The sequence below is a fragment of the Phenylobacterium sp. genome (genome assembly GCF_031425575.1).
GTDB lineage: Bacteria > Pseudomonadota > Alphaproteobacteria > Caulobacterales > Caulobacteraceae > Phenylobacterium.
In genome coordinates this window covers 1-19782 of the sequence record NZ_JANPJP010000030.1, presented here as the reverse complement: position 1 = coordinate 19782, position 19782 = coordinate 1, and the positions used below count along the sequence as shown (strand labels likewise).

Below are 19782 nucleotides of genomic sequence, written 5' to 3'. Positions count from 1 at the left end.
ATGTCCGTCGGGTCCATGAGCATCTTCGCCCACTCGATCCGCTCGGCAAGCGTCTGGTCCTTGCCTGCCAGCAGGCCGGCGATTGTCTGGCGTTGGAAGTTGAACACCCCGGCCTGCTGCTTCAGCCGCTTGAAGATCAGGTGCGGGTGCATCTCGCTGTGATCGGCGAGCACGATGACATGCTCGCGCTCGGCGACGACCGGATCGGGCTTGGCCGGCTCGATCACGATCGGCGCGTAGTGACCTTCGGCTTCCTGGAGCGAGGAGTGGCTGTGATACCAGTAGGTCCCCGACTGGATGACCGGGAACTCGTAGACGAACGTCTCCCCGGGCGGGATGCCGGGGAAGCTCACGCCGGGCACGCCATCCATCTGAAACGGGACGAGGAGGCCATGCCAGTGGATGGAGCTCTCTTCGTCCAGGGTGTTGGTCACCGAAATCCGCGCGCGCTGACCTTCCCGCAGCCGCAGGAGCGGACCAGGGACTGTGCCGTTGATGGTCACCGCATGCTGCGACTTGCCGTCGATGGTGACCGGCGTGTGGCCGATTGTGAGCTTGATGTCCTCACCCGACAGCGTCGGCAGGGTTGAGACCAGCCCCGGAGAAGCGCTGAGCGCCCAGCTGGGAAGAAGCGCGCTGATGGCCGCGCCGCCGCCCAGCAGGGCGGCGCCGCGCAAGAGCGAGCGGCGATCAAAGTCTGGTAGGCGGCGGGGCATGAAGAGGTCCTACGTCCTGAACTTCAACGGGGATGGGGCTTCCCCCGGCGGGAAGGTCAAGCGGCTTTCCACAGTGTAAACGCACTCAGGTGAACAACGGACGCAGCTTCTCACGCGCGGCGCCGCCCAAAGGCGCACCCCGAACCCTTCCACCAGAGCGTTTCGCAGAGGTTGGTGCGCCACGCGACGTCTTTGGCGTTGGCATGGAAGCATCTCCAGATTCGAGTCGGCGACGGCGGTCTCGGGAGCACGAGCATCGTCGCCTACGACTTCCACGGCAGCATTCACCCAAATCTTGAAGCCTGGGCGAATGCTGGCTGAAGCGCGCCTAGACTTTCTCATCGTGCTGCGTGGATACGACGGCGCACCGTTTTCAAGGCGGTCTCATCTACTCTCGAATGATCGAAATCGAGGGTCGTGTGCTTGCGCCTGACAGTTTGGCCGGCCAGCGGATGCGCATCTGGCTAGACCAACCTGAGAGCTGGCACTTCAGCCGAAGTGAGCCGCCCCAGATCGGCGACATCTAGGATCGGGCGGGAGAGCGTCCAGGGGGCGGTCTGGAGACCACGATCAACATTCCCAAAGATTGGCTCACAGCGCTATTTGCCTAAGCACAGTCTGGCGCAATCTCAGGCTGACGGGAGGGCCTGCGAGAGGAGCTTGCGAGCGCGGTAGACGCGGGTCTCGACGCTCTTGGCGCTTATCCCGAGAATTTCGCCGGCACCATCCCGAGCCCGCAAGCCTGAACGAGACGCGGAAGAAAGCGGATCGCCTAACCGCCGTTCTTACGGAGATACTCGCGCAGGTCGGCGATGCCCTTGGTGTTCTCGTCGATGGTCATCTGCGCGAGGCGTTTGGCTGATGGGTCAGAGCCGTGCATCAATTCGACCTTGGCCATATCTATGGCGCCTTGGCGATGGGCGATCATTTTACGGGCGTAGGTTACGTCAACGGTCGGTCCATTCGCGGCCATCATCGCGTGGTCCATGGTCTTCATAGAACTCATGAAGCCGGTCATGGCCATCTTCATGTGGGACCCCATCGCCATCTTGCCGTGGTCCATGCTCTCCATCTTTGAATGGTCCATGCCCTCCATCTTGGAATGGTCCATGCCTTTCATCTTGGAATGATCCATTTCCGCCGGCGGGTGCGCCAACGCGGAGCCTGCGCCCAGAGCGAAGGCAGAACTCGCCGCAATGAGTATGAGGTTTCGTTGCATCTGTAGGTCCGATCTGTGCGGCTTCTTAGCCGGCGCGATTTAGTCGTGCCGCGACGCCTTTCCTACAAGCAGGGCTGACCATAATTGGTTGCTTCACTGAAGCTTAGCGGGTCCGCTCAAGCAGCGCGATCAACTCAGACGCCTTCTGGCGCTGCTGCTCGGTGTCACCGCTGACAATGGCGCTCTCGATGCAATGGTCGAGATGGGCTTTCAGCATCTCGCTTTCCACCTTCGCCAGCGCCGCGCGCACGGCCTGGATCTGGGTCAAGACGTCGATGCAGTAGCGGTCATCTTCGACCATGCGTGAGATGCCGCGCACCTGACCCTCGATCCGGTTCAGCCGGTTCAGCAGCTTGGGTTTGTTGTCCTGGATCAATGTCGGTCCTCCGTACGTTCCACATATACCCCCGGAGGGCATGGGTTGAAATACCCTATAGGGGTATATAAATGTCCCTCAGCGCCGGGCAGGCGTCCAGCAAAGAGGCTTGCGATGAGTTCCGATCATCAACACCACGCGCACCCCCAATCCGCTGAACCGGGCTCAAAGGTGATCGATCCTGTGTGTGGGATGACGGTTGATCCTTTGACGACGCCCCATCACGCCGCCCACGGCGGGCACGACTTCCACTTCTGCTCCGCCGGATGCCGCACCAAGTTCCAGGCCGATCCGGTCCGTTACCTTGAGCCAACGGTCGCCGCGCAGCCGCCGGCGAACCCCGGCGCGATCTACACCTGCCCGATGCATCCCGAGATCCGCCAGGTTGGCCCAGGTTCCTGCCCGATCTGCGGCATGGCGCTGGAGCCGGAGACGATCACCGCCGACAGCGGTCCCAATCCTGAACTGGCTGATATGAGCAGGCGCTTCTGGGTCGGCCTCGTGCTGGCCGTGCCCGTGTTCGTCCTGGAGATGGGGGGACACCTGCCGGGCCTGATGGGATTGGTCAGCTCGCACACTTCGCACTGGATCCAATTCGCGCTGGCCACGCCGGTGGTGCTTTGGGCCGGCTGGCCCTTCTTCCAGCGTGGCTGGATGTCGCTCGTCACCCGTCATCTCAACATGTTCACGCTGATCGCCATGGGGGTCGGTGTCGCCTGGGTCTACAGCGTGGCCGCGGTGCTGGCGCCCGGGCTGTTCCCGCCGGCCTTCCGCGACATGTCCGGCGCCGTGCCGGTCTATTTCGAGGCCGCGGCGGTCATTACTGTGCTCGTGTTGCTGGGCCAGGTGCTGGAGCTTCGCGCCCGCGAGCAGACCTCCGGCGCCATCAAGGCTCTGCTCAACCTCGCGCCCAAGACCGCGCGCCGTATCCGCGATGACGGAACCGACGAGGAGGTTACCCTCGACCTCATTCAGGTCGGCGACCGCCTCCGCGTGCGGCCCGGCGAGAAGATCCCCGTGGACGGCGCCCTGACCGAAGGGCGGGCGTCGGTCGACGAGTCCCTGGTCACCGGGGAGTCCATGCCGGTGACCAAGGAGGCCGAAGGCAAGGTCATCGCCGGCTCCCTGAACAAGACAGGCTCATTCATCATGCGGGCCGAGAAAGTGGGCGCCGACACGCTGTTGTCGCGCATCGTCCAGATGGTCGCCGAGGCGCAGCGCAGCCGCGCTCCGATCCAGCGACTCGCGGACACGGTGGCGGGCTGGTTTGTGCCCGCAGTCATCGCCGTCGCCCTCATCGCGGGCTTGGCCTGGGCGCTGGTGGGTCCCGAACCGCGCTTCGCCTACGCCCTGGTGGCGGCGGTGTCGGTGCTGATCATCGCCTGCCCCTGCGCGCTCGGCTTGGCGACGCCTATGTCGATCATGGTCGGTGTCGGCCGCGGCGCTCGCGAGGGTGTGCTGATCAAGAACGCCGAAGCCCTCGAGCGCTTCGAGAAGGTGGACACCCTGGTGATCGACAAGACCGGCACCCTTACCGAGGGGCGACCGGCGGTCACTGCCATCAAGACGGTCGCGGGCCTCGAGGAAGGTGAACTCCTGCGGCTGGCGGCCAGCCTCGAGCGCGGCAGCGAGCATCCCCTCGCCGACGCCGTGCTGCGCGCGGCCAAGGACCGTGGCCTCTCGCTTTCGGAGGCAGCCGACTTCGACTCTCCAGTCGGCCGGGGCGTGATCGGCACTGTGGACGGCAAAAAGGTGGTGCTCGGCGGCGCGCCGCTGATGTCCGAGCAGGGCATCGATCTGGGCCTGTTGATGGCTGAGGCCGAGGCGCTGCGGCAGGATGGAACGACGGCCGTCTTCGCCGCGATCGACGGACGGCTGGCCGGTGTCCTCGGGATCGCTGACCCTATCAAGCCGACCTCGCTGGAGGCGGTGCGGGCGCTGCTGGCCGACGGCGTACGGCTGGTGATGATGACCGGCGACAACCGAACCACGGCTCTTGCCGTCGCCAGGAAGCTAGGCATCGAAGAGGTCGAGGCTGAGGTGCTGCCTCAGGACAAGGCCGCGGTCGTCCAAAAGCTGCGGGCCGAAGGCCGGGTCGTGGCCATGGCGGGTGATGGTGTCAATGACGCTCCGGCGCTGGCAGCCGCCGACGTCGGCGTCGCCATGGGCGCGGGGTCCGACGTGGCGATCGAGAGTGCGGGGGTGACCCTGCTGAAGGGCGATCTGCAGGGCCTGGTCCGCGCAAGGCACCTGTCTCGCATTGTGATGCGCAACATCCGCCAGAACCTGGTGTTCGCCTTCATCTACAACGTGGCCGGAGTCCCAGTCGCTGCAGGCGTGCTCTATCCGGTGTTCGGCTGGCTGCTGTCGCCCCAGATCGCCGCTGCGGCCATGGCGTTGTCGTCGGTGAGCGTCATCACAAACGCCTTGCGGCTTCGGGCCGTCAGGCTTTGAATGTGGTTTGGCTCCCCTCGGCGGCGACATTCGAATTGCGGCGCTCAGGACGGACGATCCCTATCTGTGGTCAATGGCTCTCGACCTGATGCCCTGCCTATGGCCTCGATCACAGCGGAGTCAGCCTTGGTGTGTGGGGCCACTGCACTCGCAGGGGAGAAACGTCGAGGTTTCTAGTCGCGAGATACGAACCCAAAACGCGGGTGCGCATGCGGGATGATGTGGATCATAGCGGAGTTTGCGAGCAGCTCTAAAGAAGACTGAAGATCGTCAATCTCAGGAGCTCAGAAAATGATCAAAACCATAAGCCTCTTCGGCGCCTTGGCTCTAGCGGTGAGCGTATCGGCATGTGCCACCACCAGCCCGCCCACCGCCGAGCAGCTCGCGTCGTGCCGGCAAATGCTCGACAGGATGGGAGAAGGCGCAACTCACAGCCACGGCGCCGAGAAAAGCGGCGGCGCGAACACGATGGGGATGACCCACGCGCAATGCCGACGCATGCTCGCCCGCTAAGGCTTCTCAGGCTTCGCCGGTTGCTCGCAGAGCGAGGTGTAAGGTGGAATGCGGATAAGCAGCCGCTTCCACGGTCAAGCATGCATGACCATGTGGCGGATCACCCTGGAGCTTTTTCGACTTTTGAGCTGTGCGGAAGCCGCGCGTGAATTTCTGCCTGAGCTTTCGACAGCGGCGACCACAGCCGGTCTTGCGACGCCGTAACACCATGGGCCGGCAGCACCTCGACGCCATCGCGGGGAGTATCGCCGATCTCCTGGCGCTGAGGTGTGAGTTATCCGGGCTCGTGAACAACTGCAGCCGGGATCCCGTCGGCAACTGCAGGATCATCGAAGCCGTGTCACCCGCGTCGGTAGGCGGAGCACGACCGAATTAAATCACTGCAGAAGCGATTTGGATTTTGATGGGTGGTTGACCAAATTGGCCAACTTTCCCTTATTTTTCAATACGGCCTGGCGGAGAGGGTGTCTGGCGTACTTGCTCCGCTATCCTATTGTTTTATAATACTTGTTTGTTGATGAATTGCCTACTCCCCCACATTATCCCCAACATTTTCCGGGCGAGCGTCGGCGAGCAATAGCGGCTCAGGCCGGTTGTCGGTGACAATTTCCACAGGCCCGACCTCCTTCGCCAAAGTGGGGCGCAACCGCAGTTCAATCCACTCTGCGTATGTGCTTGGACGTATGAAAGCCTGCGTATTGATCGTGGAGGTAAGCTCGGCCTCCAACCTCACGTCCTGAGTAGGACGGCCCCAGCCGCGATCAAGTATCTCCCGCGCCGCCGCCACGCGTGCCGCCGCAGGCGCTCGCCTATTCGACATGATCGAGGTCAGCGTTTCCAGCGCCGCCACGGTCTTGTCCCGCGCAGCCTGAACCAAGTCGTCGTTCTTTTTTGGGCGGCCACCGGGATTGCCGGATATTCCGCTGGCAAACTTAGTCATGCCTGTTTTCCGTCTGATATGAGGCGGTCGCCCCTGTTGAATCTGCGGCCAAGTTGGGCCGCGCTACCGTCGGCAGTTTGTTATCATCACCACAGCCGGTGGTTCTCACGTATGAATTCATCGCAAGGAACGTCAGGCCGACAATAGCGGCGGCGACCAAAATTTCGGGGAAGCGCACATGTTTTGGGAACTATTGATGGCGTGGGCCTTCATGGGCTTTGTGCTTTTTAGGCTTTTCAGCGTCGAAGATTTAATCCGAAAAGAGCTACAGTCTCAGACGCGACAACTAAGCGATGATCTCAGTGACATTAAGCGGCGGCTCAATAAACTCGATAAAATCGAGGGGCTCGCCGAGAAGCTCGATAAGATTGAGTACAAACTGATCAAACTCAGTTAGCTAGAGGCGAGCCGAGACCATGGGACAGACATGGACACCCCCTATAGGGGGGGGTCCAATAGTCCTGTCATGGACCGGCGAGGGCGCGTGAGACAAATCCGTCCAGCGCCACCACCAATCCTCGATCCTTTATGTTCTGAATCACGCGACGCGCCACGCGTAGGCGGCTGGCAGGCTGAGCAGAGCCCGATACGCGATTGCCAGTCGCAGAAGCTGACAGCCAATCTCGTTCAAGTACCGGACCACACTTCGCTAAATCATCCAGCACCTGCAAAGACGCGAGTTCGGACTTACTAGATACTTTGAATCCGTCCGCGTCGTTTCGCCCCTCGATCATTTCTCTGAGTACTGGCGCAGTAACGACGCTCAAGCCGCTATCGTACCCAGCCTGCGCCGGTTCGATCGAAAACTTGAATGTTTCGCCGGACTGGCGAGTTTTGTTTTTCCGGATGTTGCAACTGACAACTCCTGACCGCCCGCGCTGAAGGTAGATGGCTGTATCCAATCTCGCCCATAGCGATCCATGACCACGTGGTCTTCCAGCGTCCGCCTTGGAATCATGGTGTACCAGAACGACAGCGGTATCCTGTATGCCAGTGATGCGCTCCACATTGTCGAGTAGCTGACACATGCTTCTATGGTTGTTTTCATCCAACCCTGGGAATGCCCTGGACAACGTATCTATGATCACGACCGAAACGCCTTCGTCGTATATGTATTTTATTAGTTGAGTGGCGTCGTTAAAGGAATACAGATCGAATTTATGTGGCTCATATAGATCGCATATCTGATCGGTGATTCTAAACCCGAGGGCCGGACCCAGGGAATTTTGCATTAATTTGCAACGCCATCTTATTCCCTCGGCATCCTCAGCGGCCACGTAAAGTACTTTACCGACCTTAGTTGCTCGTCCAAAAAACGGCCTTCCAAGCGCAACGCAGTACCCGAGGTGAGGAGCCAAGACGGACTTACCGACACCTGGCTGGCCATAAATACAGGCAATGTCTCCTGCTCTGAGAAGGCCCTGTATTAATTGCGGCTTGTCATAGAGCACGGCCGGACCATCGGCACCATAAGTACGAAACTTTGGCATATCGACGGGAATGGGAACTTCACGCGCGCTGTCGGCGCAGTCGTCATCATCGTATTCGTAGTCCACGCCTCACCCCCTCAAAAAAGCTTCAAGGCCCGAGACGGGAATGAGAGTGCGCCGCCCGATCTTTTTTACAGGAATGCGGCCCGACTTGATCTCTTCGTACAGTCGAGTCCGGCCAAGGCCGAGTACGGAACACGCCTCAGGAACAGAATACGCCAGTTTGTCCGTCATGTTGCTGATCCATTTGGTCACTCAGGACCGCCCTGAGCTTCTGCGGTCCTTTCTGGTTCAGTGCGGATGATGGCGTCCAAAGGCGAATTCTGCTGAGTTTCGGCGTGCTTTTTCGCCTTCAAATCGATCCCCCGCTTGAGCGCGTCGTCGGAAAGCTCGCCCCCTATCAGCCCAACGAATTCTCTCGCGAAGCGCCCGTACTCCCCATCTTCGACATGACCGTAGGGAGGGGTGGTGGTCGGCTTTGTGACGCGAGATGCGGGACGACCCGTCACACCCTCATAGAAGTCCGCGAGAAGGGCCGCAGAGGTCGCCGGGGCATCCTTGGTCGGCCTGCCCTTCCTGATGCCTCCACTCCCCTCCAGAGCCGTCTCCGCCCATCGTGCGAGCGCCTTGATGGCCACCACCGCGTCATCAAGCCGAGCCTCCTGGGAAAATGGGTCTCCGCGCCCCAGCGCGACCAAATCCGCATCGCGATCTGTGAGCGCAATCTCTCTGAGCCGGTCGGACGCCTTTGAAGGGAGAGCCGCCACACGGGATAGCAACGCGGACGCCTGCTTGTGTACTCCTTGCAAATCTTTACGCATTTCGAGCGCCGTCGAGCCATCGTCATAATGCGCAAACATCAAGCAACGGGCCAAAATATCACGCGCTTTAAGAATGTACGCGGCAGCATCATCAGCTGAGCGCGCGTACTTTTCCAACACCGTTCTCAGGCGTTGCTCTGGTACTTTCCCGGCTTCCTCGCGGTAATCGTCCAGTCCCTTGGGGTGCCAAGTATCATCCATGGCACATGCCGGACTTGAAATTGGAAATTTTGTGCGCGCGGGTATGCGGTGATACCCCACCCCCGCCTGCCGCTTGACCCGGTGGCAGGGTACGCAGACTGCCCAACATGCGGCTCATCTTGCCGACGCCAGCCGCACAACTTTCGTTGTACCGCCTGAGCAATACTTGCCCCACGCTTCCATCAGCTTGCGGCGCTTTTCTAGAAAGTTCGTGCGCCGATACGCGGCTTCCACCCGGTTCGGGATGGCATGGGCCAGCGCCGCCTCGGCTATCTCACCGGAGACGTTCGTTTCCTCAGCCACCCAATCGCGAAAGGCCGAACGGAACCCATGCACCGTGTACGGCTCGTCCATGTCGCGAAGCACCTTTAAAAGGGTCATGTCGCTGAGCGGCTTCCCGCGCTTTAACCCATGAAAGACCAGATCGTCGGTCGCCCTGCGGTACTCCGCCGCCTTCCTGAAGGCCGCAACGGCATGGGCGGAGAGGGGTACAATATGCTGTTTGCCCGCCTTCATGCGCTCGGCGGGTATGGTCCATGTCGCGCCGTCGAGATCGACTTCGCGCCAGCACGCACCACGAATCTCACCTGATCGGACGGCGGTCAGTATGAGAGCTTCAAGCGCCAATCGCCCGATGGATGTACGTTCACGCAGCCGCGCGACGAAGTCGGGAACGCTCGCGGAGGGCATGGCGTCAAAGTGGCCGTCCTTCTTCGGCTGGCGCGGTAGCGCCTTGTTGACCGGCCCCATGACGAACGGCTGCTCACGCCAGCCCTTGCCATGCCCGTAATCAAGTACGGTGGCGATCCGCTGCCGAACCCGTCTCGCCGTCTCTGGCGTGGTTAGCCAGATCGCAGCCAGCGCATCACGCACATGGCCAGTATCGACCATATCCACGCGTACATCGCCAAAGAGAGGGAACGCGTACGATTCCAGAGTGGAAAGCCACTGAGCGCCGTGCTTAGCGTTCTTCCAACCGCTCTTGTGTTCGCCGTGTACTTCAATCGCGGCTTCCCGGAATGTGGGGACGCGGAGCGCCGCTTTTCGCTTGGCCTCAAGAGGATCAGTGCCCCGACGAAGCAGGCGGCGAAACTCGCGTGCCTTGTCCCGCGCCTCGCTTAGCGAAACGTCTTTAAAGGAGCCAAGCCCGTAGTCGCGGCGGCGTCCGTGGGCTTGCAGGCGTACCAGCCATGTTTTCGACCCGCTCGGCTTGATTTCCAGCATGAGGCCGTCGCCATCTATGTAGCGACCCGGCTCCGCCAGATTGCGGACCTGCGTTGGATTGAGCTTGCCCATGCGGTCGCCGCCCCCACACTGTCCCCCACACATTGGGCGCGGACAGCTTCGGTTGTCAACGGACCACGGCGACCATAGACGGGGAAAACTTAAGCGATTTCAGGCGCTTTAAAGGTGTTCAATGATGCCAGCGAAGATGCGCGGACGGGAAGTTGGCGGAGAGGGTGGGATTCGAACCCACGGTACCGGTAAAGGTACGCCGCATTTCGAGTGCGGTGCTTTCGACCACTCAGCCACCTCTCCGGAGCCGTCTGGAGGCCCTGGTGAAGGGGCCCGCCGAGCGAGGGCGGAACCTACTCATAGCGCCCCGGTGGCGCAAGCCCGTCTGGCGACTGAGTTTTCAGTCCTCGCCCGGCAGGACCACGACGCCGTCCGGGTCGGCGTGCAGGACGTCGCCGGGGACAAAGACCACGCCGCCGAAGGCCACGGGGGCGTCGACGATCCCGTCGCCGCGCTTCACGCTGCGGATCGGCACCGAGCCCAGTGCCTTCACGCCGATATCGAGCGTCTCAAGGATGGGCGTGTCGCGGACGGCGCCATAGACCACGATCCCGGCCCAGCCGTTCTTCACCCCGTCGGCGGCCAGCATGTCGCCCACCAGGGCCATGGCCAGGGAGCCACCGCCGTCCACCACCAGGACGCAGCCCTCTCCGGGTTCGGCCAGGGTGGCCTTCACCAGGGAATTGTCCTCCCGGCAGCGGACGGTGCGGATGGGGCCGGAGAAGGCCTTGCGGCCGCCGTAGTCGCGGAACTGGACGAGGCAGACCTCGACCTCGTCTTCGTGGTCGTCGCAGAGGTCGGCGACGCTCTTGGCGGGCTTCTGGGCGGGGTTGTTCATGCGGTCAACGCCACGCCGCTCAGGTCGCTTGCCAGCGACCTGACCACATTTAGGTAAGGCGTCTTCATGTCGCCGAACCGGCGACCACTTCGGCGGAAGACGCCTGGTAGTCGTCGCGCAGTTCGCGCTTCAGCACCTTGCCGATGTGGCTGCGGGGCAGGCTGTCCACCAGCAGAAGGTCGGCCAGGCGCTGGGTCTTGCCCAACCGTCCGTTGACCCAGGCCTTGAGCTCGTCGGCGGTGACCTTGGCGCCGGGCTTCAGAGCGATGAAGCCCACCGGGGTCTCGCCCCACTTGTCGGAATTGACCCCCACCACGGCGGCCTCCAGCACGTCGGGGTGCTGGATGATCTCGGCCTCCAGGTCGGAGGGATAGATGTTGAAGCCGCCGGAGATGATCATGTCCTTCTTGCGGTCCATGAGCGTCAGGAAGCCGTCGGCGTCGAACACGCCCACGTCGCCGGTGCGGATGTAGCGAAGGCCCTCGGGGCTGTACCACTCGGCCTCGGAGGTCTTGCCGGGCTGGTTGTGGTAGCCGACCATCATGGCGCCCGAGCGGCCGACGACTTCGCCGATCTTGCCCTGGGGCACCTCCTTGAGGTCCTCGTCGATCAGGCGGATGTCGTGGCCCGGCAGCGGCCGGCCGACCGTGTGCAGCTTGTCGGGGAATTCGTGGGCCGCCAGGCCGCAGGAGCCGCCGCCCTCGGTCATGCCGTAATACTCGATCAGGCCGCCGGGCCAGCGCTTCAGCACGTCGGCCTTCAGGGCCGCGGCGAAGGGGGCGCTGGTGGAGAACTTCATCACGTAGCTGGAGAGGTCGTAGCTGTCGAAGTCCGGCCGCTCCATCAGCCGCCGGTACTGCACCGGCACCAGCATGGCGTGGGTGGCGCGGTGCTGCTGGCTGAGCTTCAGGAACTGCTCAGCGTCGAACTTGGGCATCAGCACGGCCGTGCCGCCGTTGGAAATGGTGGGCAGGTAGGAGACCAGCGTGGTGTTCGAATAGAGCGGGGTGGAGATCATGGTCACCGCGTCCTCGCGATAGACCCCGCGCCGGATCTGGCCCCAGCGCATCTGGTGGGGCTGGACGATGCCCTTGGGCGTGCCGGTGGTGCCCGAGGAGTAGATGATGTTGAAGGCCTGTTGCGGGGTGACGGTCACCGGCTTGGGCTTGGCGCCCTCCGGGGCCAGCCAGTCCAGCAGGGGAATGCCGGCGTCGGAACCGTCCAGGGCGACCCTCTGGGCGGTGATCTCGCCCGCGACACCGGCCAGCGCATCGGACACGCCCTTGTCGAGGAAGAAGACCGTGGCCCCACAGTCCTTCAGCATCCCCACCAGGCCTTCCGGGGTGGAGGATGGGGCCAGGGGCGCGACGGCGGCGCCGGCCCGCAGGATGCCGAAGAAGGTCGCGCCATATTCCACCGAGCTGGTGGCGCAGACTGCGGCCACGCCCTGGTTCTCGACGCCCTCGCGCTGCAGGGCGGCGGCCATGCGGTCCATGAAGGCGTCGAGCTGGCCGTAGGTCATGGTGGATTTGGCGTCCACCAGGGCGTGCTTGTCAGCCCGTTCCTTGGCCTGTTCGCCGATCACCTCGGCCAGCGTCCCGAAATCCTGGCTCAGCATCTGTTCGACGGACATCGACGGCTCCCTACCCAAGGCTCAAATTTTGTCGGGCCGTCATAGCCACAAGGCCTGGGCGCCGCCAATCGAATATGGCGCTTGCGAAGACGATCTTCCGCGAGGGAAACTGGTGGCGACCCCGCAGCATAGGCGGGGCGGATACCTCTTCATGCGGCGCCCGGAATTCAATCGGGCCGATTTCATTTGGGACGACACATATTATGGCCGACGAGATGATTTCCCTCGGCGCGAAGCTCAAGGCCTTCGCCCAATCCCAGCCCGACGCTCCGGCGGTGACCTGCGGCGATGTCACCCTCTCCTATTCCCAGTTCCACAGGCTGACCAACCGCGCCGCCCGTGGCCTGCTGGCCTATGGGGTCAAGCACGGCGACCTGGTGACCCTGGGCCTGCCCAACTCAACCGATTTCGCCGTCGCCTGCTGGGCCATGTGGAAGATCGGCGCGACCCCGCAGCCGGTGGCCTTCCGCCTGCCCCAGGCCGAGCTGGAGGCCATCATGGAGCTGGCCAAGACCCCGGTGGTGATCGCCGAGTTCGAGGCCAAGATTGACCGGCCGCTGCTGAAGGTTTCCGATCTGTTGGCCAAGAGCGATGACGACAGCGACCTGCCTGACGCCACCTCGCCGGTTTCGAAAGCGCCGACGTCGGGGGGCTCCACGGGGCGGCCGAAGCTGATCTTGGCCGGCCAGCCGGGCGTGACCACCAAGGAGACGCCGGCTGTGGGCGGCTGGCAGCTGACGTCGGCGTCGATCGCCGTCTTGCCGGCGCCGCTCTACCACAACGCCGGCTTCGGCATGATGATGAGCGTGTTGAACCTGGGCGCGCACCTGATCGTCCTGCCGCGCTTCGATCCCGAGGGCACGCTGGCCGAGATCGAGAAGCGCCGCGCCACCTGGATCTACATGGTGCCGACCATGATGAACCGGATCTGGCATCTGCCGGAGGCGGTGCGGACCAAGTACGACCTGAGCTCGCTGAAGACCCTCTGGCATCTGGCGGCGCCCTGCCCGCCCTGGCTGAAGGAGGCTTTCATCCTGTGGCTGGGCGGCGAGGTGATCCAGGAGCTCTATGCCGGCACCGAGGCCCAGGCCTCCACGGTAATTTCCGGCACAGAGTGGATGGAGCACCGGGGCTCGGTGGGAAAGGTGCGCATGGGCGAGATGGTCGCCTTCGATGACGACGGTAACCAGCTGCCGCCCCGCGAGGTCGGCGAGATCTACATGCGCCGGCCGCAGGGCATGGCGCCCAGCTACAAGTACCTGGGGGCGACGGCCAAGGTGCTGCCGGGCGGCTGGGAGAGCCTGGGGGACATCGGCTGGTTCGACGAGGACGGTTACCTGTACCTGGCCGACCGGCGCACCGACATGATCCTGGTGGGGGGCTCCAATGTCTATCCCGCCGAGATCGAGGCGGCGCTTGAGGAGCATGACAGTGTTCAATCCTGTGCGGTGATCGGCATCCCCGATGACGACCTGGGGAACAAGATCCACGCCATCGTTCAGACGCGCGGGCCCGGCGACGAAGCCGCTCTGCGCGAGCACCTGAAATCGAAACTCGTCACCTACAAGCAGCCGCGAACCTACGAATTCGTGGACGAGCCCCTGCGTGACGACGCCGGCAAGGTGCGGCGCACCGCCCTGCGCGACGTCCGCATCGCCAAGCTGAAGGAAGGCCAGCCGGCCTGACCTCCTCTCCTCCTCTCCGCCTCAAGAGGGAGAGGAGGAGAGGAGGAGACCGCACTTCCGCTTCCCGGCGCGCCGGGCTAAGCCAACCGCCATTCATTAAGAAACGAATTTGAGGAAGGGGATCGATGAGTATTAAGGGCAAGGCCTACATTATGGGGGCCTATGAGCACCCCACCCGGGACGCTCCCGACAAGTCGACGCCGCAGCTGCACGCCGAGTGCGCCAAGGGCGCCCTGGCCGACGCGGGCCTCACCAAGGACGACATCGACGGCTACTTCTGCGCCGGTGACGCCCCGGGCTTCGGCGGCATGTCGATGGTCGATTATATGGGCCTGAAGAATGTCCGCCACATGGACTCCACCGAAGTCGGCGGCTCGTCCTACCTGCTGCACGTCGGCCACGCGGCCCAGGCGATCGCGGCGGGCAAGTGCACCGTGGCGCTCATCACCTTGGCCGGCCGTCCCCGCCAGAACAAGTTATTCCCCGGCGGCGGCGGCGGTCGTCCTGGCCAGCTCACCGACGGCGCGCCGGAAGCCGGCTTCGAGAACATCTACGGCGGCTCGACCCACAACACCTACGGCATGTGCGCCATGCGCCACATGTACGAGTACGGCACCACCAGCGAGCAACTCGCCTGGATCAAGGTCGCCGCCAGCCACCACGCCCAGTACAACGAGCACGCCTTCCTCAAGGACGCGGTCACCGTCGAGCAGGTGGTGAACTCGCGCATGATCGCCGACCCGCTGCACCTGCTGGACTGCTGCGTCGTCACCGACGGCGGCGGCGCCCTGATCGTTACCAGCCCGGAAGTCGCCAAGAGCTTGAAGCGGCCCCTGGTGAAGGTGATCGGCGCCGGCGAGGCCCCCAAGGGGCCCCGCGGCGGCAAGGACCTGGACCTCACCCACTCCGGCGCCCTCTGGTCGGGCCCCATCGCCTTCGAGGAGGCGGGCGTCACGCCGCAGGACATGAAGTACGCCTCGATCTACGACAGCTTCACCATCACGGTGCTGATGCAGCTCGAGGACCTGGGCTTCTGCAAGAAGGGCGAGGGCGGCAAGTTCGTCTCCGACGGCAACCTGATCTCCGGCGTCGGCAAGCTGCCCTTCAACACCGACGGCGGCGGGCTCTGCAACAACCACCCCACCAACCGCGGCGGCATCACCAAGGTGATCGAGGCGGTGCGCCAGCTGCGCGGCGAAGCCCACCCCAAGGTCCAGGTTCCCAATTGCGACTTGGCGCTCGCCCACGGCACGGGCGGATCGCTCGGCACCCGCCACGGCGCGGGCACCGTCATCATGGAACGGGAGGCTTAAGATGAGCGAAGCCCAAGACAAGCCGGCCGAGGGCCGCAAGATCCCGGCCCCGGCCGTGACCATCGAGAGCAAGCCCTTCTGGGAGGCCGCCGAACAGGGCAAGTTCCTGATCAAGCGCTGCAACGCCTGCCACGAGCCGCACTGGTATCCTCGCGCGCTCTGCCCCTTCTGCTTCTCCGACGACACCGTCTGGGAAGAGAGCCCGGGCGAAGGGGTGATCTACACCTACTCCACCATGCACCGCTCGCCGACCGGCCCCTACGCCATCGGCTACGTCACCCTCAACGAGGGCCCGGCGGTGCTGACCAACTTCGTGGACTGCGACCTCTCCAAGCTGGCCATCGGTCAGAAGGTGAAGGTGAAGTTCCAGGCCACCGAGGGCGGCCCGCCCGTCCCGGTGTTCTCGCCGGTCTAACCTGTCGCCTCGCGACCGAGCCGCTGAACCAGCGGCTCGGCTTCGCGGGGATGGCGCAGGCGCGTCACGCTCAGGTGCGCCAGGCGCGGATGGGCGAAGGCCTCCTCATACCGCGCCCGGCGGGTGTGGAAGGTGCGCCAGGCCCAAAGCACCGGATGGTCGGGGTCGCGCCACTGGGCGAAGGTCTCGCGGTTGCCGGTGCCCGGCCATACTTCCTGCTTCGTCCAGGCCCGCCGGAACGAGCGGGTGATGACCCGCCACATGATGATCGGCCGCTCATAGTCCAGCCAGACGACGTGGGTGGCGCGCGCCAGGATGACCGGCAGGACGGCGCTGTAATTGCCGTCGGTGATCCAGGCCTCCGCGGCGACGGCCGCGGTCACCTCATTCTTGAAGGCCTGCGGATCATCGGTGCTCAGCGCCCTCCAGCCGGGCCGCCAGTTGATGGCGTCCAGCTCGATGGCGGGCAGGTTCAAGGCGGCGCCCAGGCGTTTGGCCAGGGTCGACTTGCCCGACCCCGAGCTGCCGACCACCGCGATCCGCATCAGTCGGCCTTGAGGCCCATCTCGGCGGTCACCTCGGCGGTGTCTTCCCCCAGGCGCGGCGCGTGACGGCGGATGTTGGAGGGCGAGCCGGTGAAACGCACCGGCGGCTTCATGGCGTTGTAGGGACCCGAATGCGGATGGTCGTAGCGCTCGAAGAAGCCGACCGCCTTCAGGTGCGGATCGTCGGGCAGGTCGTCCAGCCGCGCGGTCTTCACGATGGGGATGGACAGCGGCTTCAGCAGGTCCAGCCATTCCTGGGTGGTCTTGGTCTGGGTGACCTCGCCCACCAGGCCGTAGAGCTCGCCGATATGCTTGGCCCGCGTGGCATAGTCGGAGAAGCGCTCGTCCTTGCCGAAGGTCTCGGCCATGCCGGCGGCGGCGAAGAACTGGTCCCACTGCTTGTCGGTATAGGGCAGCAGGCCGATGTAGCCGTCCTTGGTCTGGTAGGGTCTGCGGTTGGGATTGGCCACCCGCTGATAGGCCCACTGTCCGGTGGGTGGCTCGAAGGTGTGGTCGTAGAGGTGCTCCACCAGGTTGAAGCTGGTGACGCATTCCAGCATCGGCACCTCGATGAACTGGCCCTGGCCGGTGCGTTCCTTGTGCAGCAGCCCCGCCGTGATCGCCTGACACATGAACAGACCCGAGACCTTGTCGGCCACGAGGGTGGGCAGGATGCGCGGCGTCGGGTTGCCGTCGGTGCGCGGCAGAAGGTCGGCCAGGCCCGAGGCCGACTGGATCAGATCGTCATAGGCCGGCTCCCCCGCATAGGGACCGTCCGAGCCATAGCCGGCGGCGTGGACATAGACGACGTCGGGGCGCAGGGCCTTCACGTCCTCATAGGCCAGGCCAAGGCGCTTGAGGCCGTCGTAGCGGACCGAGACGGCGAACACGTCACAGCTCTTGATCAGGGCCTCCAGCAGCGGGCGCGAGGCCGGGTCCCGCATGTCCATCAGCACCGAGCGCTTGTTGCGGTTGATGGTCAGGAAGATGGGGCCGAGGTCGCGCGGGGTTCCCTCCGGCACGTGACCCGCCCAGCGCATGATGTCGCCGCCGTCGCCGCGCCCCGAGCCGGGATCCTCCAGCTTGATGACCTCCGCGCCCTGGTCACCGAGCATCTGGGTGGCGTAGGCGCCGAACACCACGCTGGTCAGGTCCAGGATGCGGATGCCCGCCAGGGGGCCGGTGGCCTTGTCCGCAAGTTGCTTGGTGTCGGTCACGTCGATGTTCCCCGTCGTTTCTTGGGTCCTGGAAGATCATTGAAGCCGGGGCGGACGCAAGGGGTCACGCCGGGGCGCCGCTCCAAGGAATTTTCAAGCGCCGCTTGCGGTCCGGCGCGGCAACCCGGCTAAATCGCATCAAGGCCGGATCAACAGGCATTGAGGGCGGACCATGGACTTCGAACTTTCCGAAGAGCACCGGATGCTGAAGGACCTGGCGCAGAAGTTCGTCCGCGACGAGCTGATGCCCCTGGAGAGCGCGGTCCTGGCCCGGGAGTCCTCGGGCCACGGCGTCGGCCTGACCAAGGAGGAGCGCGAGAAGATCGACGTGGTCTCCAAGCGCCTGGGCCTATGGGGCCTGGACGCGCCCGAGGACGTGGGGGGATCTGACCTGCCGCAGGTGGCCCTGGTGGCGGTGAACGAGGCCCTGGGCTCGACGGTGACCCCCTACACCCTGCCGCCGGACTCGCCGAACCTGCGGATGCTGATGGCCACGGTGACGGAGCGCCAGCGCGAAGCCTATCTCGCCCCCTATGTGCGCGGCGAGACCATCAGCGCCATCGGCATCTCCGAGCCGGGGGCCGGCGCCGACCCGGCGGGCATGATCACCAAGGCTGTCCGCGACGGCGACGACTGGATCATTGACGGAAGAAAAATCTGGACGAGCCGGGCGGCGGAGGCCGACTTCACCATCGTCATGGCGGTGACCGACCGGGAGAAGGGCGCGCGCGGCGGAATGAGCGCCTTCCTCGTGGACGGCGACAATCCGGGCTTCAAGGTGCTGCGCAAGATCCCGATGATCGGCGGGGCCACCACCTATGAGGTGGCGCTGGAGGACTGCCGGGTGCCGGGCTGGAAGCTGCTGGGGACCGAGGGCCAGGGGTTCGCGCCGATGCAGGTGCGGCTGGGAACGCGGCGGATGGAGATGGCCGCCTGGTGCATCGGCCTGGCGCAGCGGGCCCTGGACATGATGTGCGAGTACGCGCCGCAGCGGGTGACCTTCGGCCAGGCCCTGTCGGACCGCCAGGCCGTGCAGTGGTGGGCGGCCGACGCGGCCATCAAGATCCACGCCGCCCGGCTGATGACCTATGATTGCGCCGCCAAGCTCGACCAGGGCCGCGACGTGCGCAACGAGATCTCCATGGTCAAGGTGTTCGCCACCGAGATGGCCTGGGAGGTCATCGACAACGCCATGCAGTGCTTCGGCGCCATGGGCATGACCAAGGAAATGCCCTTGCAGCTGATGGCCTCGCTGGTACGCAACATGCGGATCTATGACGGCCCTTCCGAAGTCCACCGCATGGTGGTCGCCCGCAACCTGATGGGAACCCGACGATGAGCAGCTACGACTTCCTGAAGGTCACCCATGACGGCCACGTGGCGACCGTGGAGATCGACCGCCCGCCCTTCAACCACGTCTCCGTCGAGTTGATGGCCGACTTGGCCGACGCCCTGGAAACCCTCGACGGCGACGGCAAGACCCGGGCCGTGGTGCTGTGCTCGGCGGGCAAGGCCTTCTGCGCCGGCGCCGACCTGGTGGCCAGCGACGGCATCGCCAGCGGCGGCATGGGCGGCATCGGCAGCCTCTATGACCAGGCCGTGCGGCTCTATTCCATCGAGACCCCGATCGTGGTGGCGGTACAGGGCGCGGCGGTGGGCGCCGGCCTCGGCCTGGCCCTGGTGGGCGATTTCCGGGTCGCGGCGCCCGAGGCGCGGTTCACCGCCAACTTCGTCAAGCTGGGCTTCCATCCGGGCTTCGGCCTGACCCACACCCTGCCCCGGCTGATCGGCCAGCACCGCGCCAACCTGATGTTCCTGACCGGACGGCGGGTGAAGCCCGAGGACGCGCTGGCCTGGGGCCTGGTGGACGAGTTCGCACCCCTAGCCGACCTGCGCGCCGCGGCCGGCCGCCTGGCCCAGGAGATCGCCGAGAACGCACCGCTCGCCGTGGTGGCCACCCGCAAGACCTTGCGCGCCGATCTCGCCGCCTCCGTCCGCGCCCAGACCTTCCATGAGCACGAGCAGCAGACCCTCCTGCGCGCCACCGACGACTATGCCGAGGGCGTAAAGGCGGTGTCCGAACGCCGGGTCGGCGTCTTCACCGGCCGCT

19 protein-coding genes and 1 tRNA gene are annotated in these 19782 nt (G+C 64.3%); 7 read left to right on the top strand and 13 right to left on the bottom strand.

The window, feature by feature from the left end:
* The 3 genes from RMO97_RS01495 to RMO97_RS01485 all read right to left on the bottom strand — a co-directional run.
* The coding region (locus RMO97_RS01495; RefSeq protein ID WP_310538789.1) for a multicopper oxidase domain-containing protein at nt 1–716 on the bottom strand (716 nt) is incomplete at its 3' end.
* A gap of 772 nt (nt 717–1488) precedes the next feature.
* Nucleotides 1489–1935, bottom strand: coding sequence for a DUF305 domain-containing protein (locus tag RMO97_RS01490; protein WP_310538788.1), 447 nt, complete (start codon nt 1933–1935; stop codon nt 1489–1491).
* A 103-nt stretch (nt 1936–2038) separates the two neighbouring features.
* The gene (locus RMO97_RS01485) at nt 2039–2311 is read right to left on the bottom strand and encodes a metal-sensitive transcriptional regulator (RefSeq protein WP_304777616.1); all 273 of its coding nucleotides are present in this window, start codon (nt 2309–2311) and stop codon (nt 2039–2041) included.
* A gap of 114 nt (nt 2312–2425) precedes the next feature.
* Here RMO97_RS01485 and RMO97_RS01480 point away from each other — a divergent pair, with 114 nt between their 5' ends.
* Together RMO97_RS01480 and RMO97_RS01475 are read left to right on the top strand one after the other, a co-directional pair.
* Nucleotides 2426–4765, top strand: coding sequence for a heavy metal translocating P-type ATPase (locus tag RMO97_RS01480; protein ID WP_310538787.1), 2340 nt, complete (start codon nt 2426–2428; stop codon nt 4763–4765).
* Nucleotides 4766–5056: 291 nt separating this feature from the next.
* Nucleotides 5057–5278, top strand: a complete 222-nt coding sequence (locus tag RMO97_RS01475; RefSeq protein WP_310538786.1) for a hydroxylase — start codon at nt 5057–5059, stop codon at nt 5276–5278.
* A 526-nt stretch (nt 5279–5804) separates the two neighbouring features.
* On the opposite strand, the gene RMO97_RS01470 is transcribed toward RMO97_RS01475, so the two are convergent.
* The 8 genes from RMO97_RS01470 to RMO97_RS01440 form a co-directional block, all read right to left on the bottom strand.
* A complete protein-coding gene (locus tag RMO97_RS01470; RefSeq protein ID WP_310538785.1) occupies nt 5805–6218 on the bottom strand; it encodes a DUF5681 domain-containing protein in 414 nt (137 codons plus the stop codon).
* Between the two features lie 464 nt (nt 6219–6682).
* Nucleotides 6683–7774 carry an AAA family ATPase gene (locus RMO97_RS01465; RefSeq protein WP_310538784.1) on the bottom strand — a complete coding sequence of 364 codons (1092 nt, stop codon included), beginning with the start codon at nt 7772–7774 and terminating at the stop codon, nt 6683–6685.
* Between the two features lie 3 nt (nt 7775–7777).
* Nucleotides 7778–7942 carry a helix-turn-helix domain-containing protein gene (locus RMO97_RS21545; protein WP_409035273.1) on the bottom strand — a complete coding sequence of 55 codons (165 nt, stop codon included), beginning with the start codon at nt 7940–7942 and terminating at the stop codon, nt 7778–7780.
* A 17-nt stretch (nt 7943–7959) separates the two neighbouring features.
* On the bottom strand, nt 7960–8730 hold the full coding sequence (locus tag RMO97_RS01460) for a hypothetical protein (protein WP_310538783.1): 771 nt from the start codon (nt 8728–8730) through the stop codon (nt 7960–7962).
* A gap of 114 nt (nt 8731–8844) precedes the next feature.
* The gene (locus tag RMO97_RS01455) at nt 8845–10026 is read right to left on the bottom strand and encodes a phage integrase central domain-containing protein (protein ID WP_310538782.1); all 1182 of its coding nucleotides are present in this window, start codon (nt 10024–10026) and stop codon (nt 8845–8847) included.
* A 153-nt stretch (nt 10027–10179) separates the two neighbouring features.
* A tRNA-Ser gene (locus tag RMO97_RS01450) sits at nt 10180–10269 on the bottom strand.
* Between the two features lie 97 nt (nt 10270–10366).
* On the bottom strand, nt 10367–10864 hold the full coding sequence (gene rraA / locus RMO97_RS01445; RefSeq protein ID WP_310538781.1) for a ribonuclease E activity regulator RraA: 498 nt from the start codon (nt 10862–10864) through the stop codon (nt 10367–10369).
* A 64-nt stretch (nt 10865–10928) separates the two neighbouring features.
* The gene (locus tag RMO97_RS01440; protein WP_310538780.1) at nt 10929–12497 is read right to left on the bottom strand and encodes a class I adenylate-forming enzyme family protein; all 1569 of its coding nucleotides are present in this window, start codon (nt 12495–12497) and stop codon (nt 10929–10931) included.
* A gap of 203 nt (nt 12498–12700) precedes the next feature.
* On the opposite strand from RMO97_RS01440, the gene RMO97_RS01435 reads away from it, so the two are divergent.
* The 3 genes from RMO97_RS01435 to RMO97_RS01425 all read left to right on the top strand — a co-directional run bounded on the left by RMO97_RS01435 (nt 12701) and on the right by RMO97_RS01425 (nt 15910).
* The gene (locus RMO97_RS01435; protein ID WP_310538779.1) at nt 12701–14182 is read left to right on the top strand and encodes an AMP-binding protein; all 1482 of its coding nucleotides are present in this window, start codon (nt 12701–12703) and stop codon (nt 14180–14182) included.
* 125 nt (nt 14183–14307) lie between these two features.
* The gene (locus tag RMO97_RS01430; protein ID WP_310538778.1) at nt 14308–15495 is read left to right on the top strand and encodes a thiolase domain-containing protein; all 1188 of its coding nucleotides are present in this window, start codon (nt 14308–14310) and stop codon (nt 15493–15495) included.
* Nucleotide 15496: 1 nt separating this feature from the next.
* Nucleotides 15497–15910 (top strand): OB-fold domain-containing protein, encoded by a 414-nt coding sequence (locus tag RMO97_RS01425; RefSeq protein WP_310538777.1) that lies wholly within the window; start codon nt 15497–15499, stop codon nt 15908–15910.
* On the opposite strand, the gene RMO97_RS01420 is transcribed toward RMO97_RS01425, so the two are convergent.
* Nucleotides 15907–16455, bottom strand: coding sequence for a hypothetical protein (locus RMO97_RS01420; protein ID WP_310538776.1), 549 nt, complete (start codon nt 16453–16455; stop codon nt 15907–15909). The two genes, RMO97_RS01425 and RMO97_RS01420, sit on opposite strands and share 4 nt — an antisense overlap.
* On the bottom strand, nt 16455–17672 hold the full coding sequence (locus RMO97_RS01415; RefSeq protein ID WP_310538775.1) for a CoA transferase: 1218 nt from the start codon (nt 17670–17672) through the stop codon (nt 16455–16457). The genes RMO97_RS01420 and RMO97_RS01415 overlap by 1 nt, the downstream gene beginning before the upstream one ends.
* 172 nt (nt 17673–17844) lie before the next feature.
* On the opposite strand from RMO97_RS01415, the gene RMO97_RS01410 reads away from it, so the two are divergent.
* The gene (locus RMO97_RS01410) at nt 17845–19011 is read left to right on the top strand and encodes an acyl-CoA dehydrogenase (protein WP_310538774.1); all 1167 of its coding nucleotides are present in this window, start codon (nt 17845–17847) and stop codon (nt 19009–19011) included.
* Nucleotides 19008–19782: enoyl-CoA hydratase/isomerase family protein (locus RMO97_RS01405; protein ID WP_310538773.1), on the top strand; the 775-nt coding region annotated here is incomplete at its 3' end. The genes RMO97_RS01410 and RMO97_RS01405, both read left to right, overlap by 4 nt.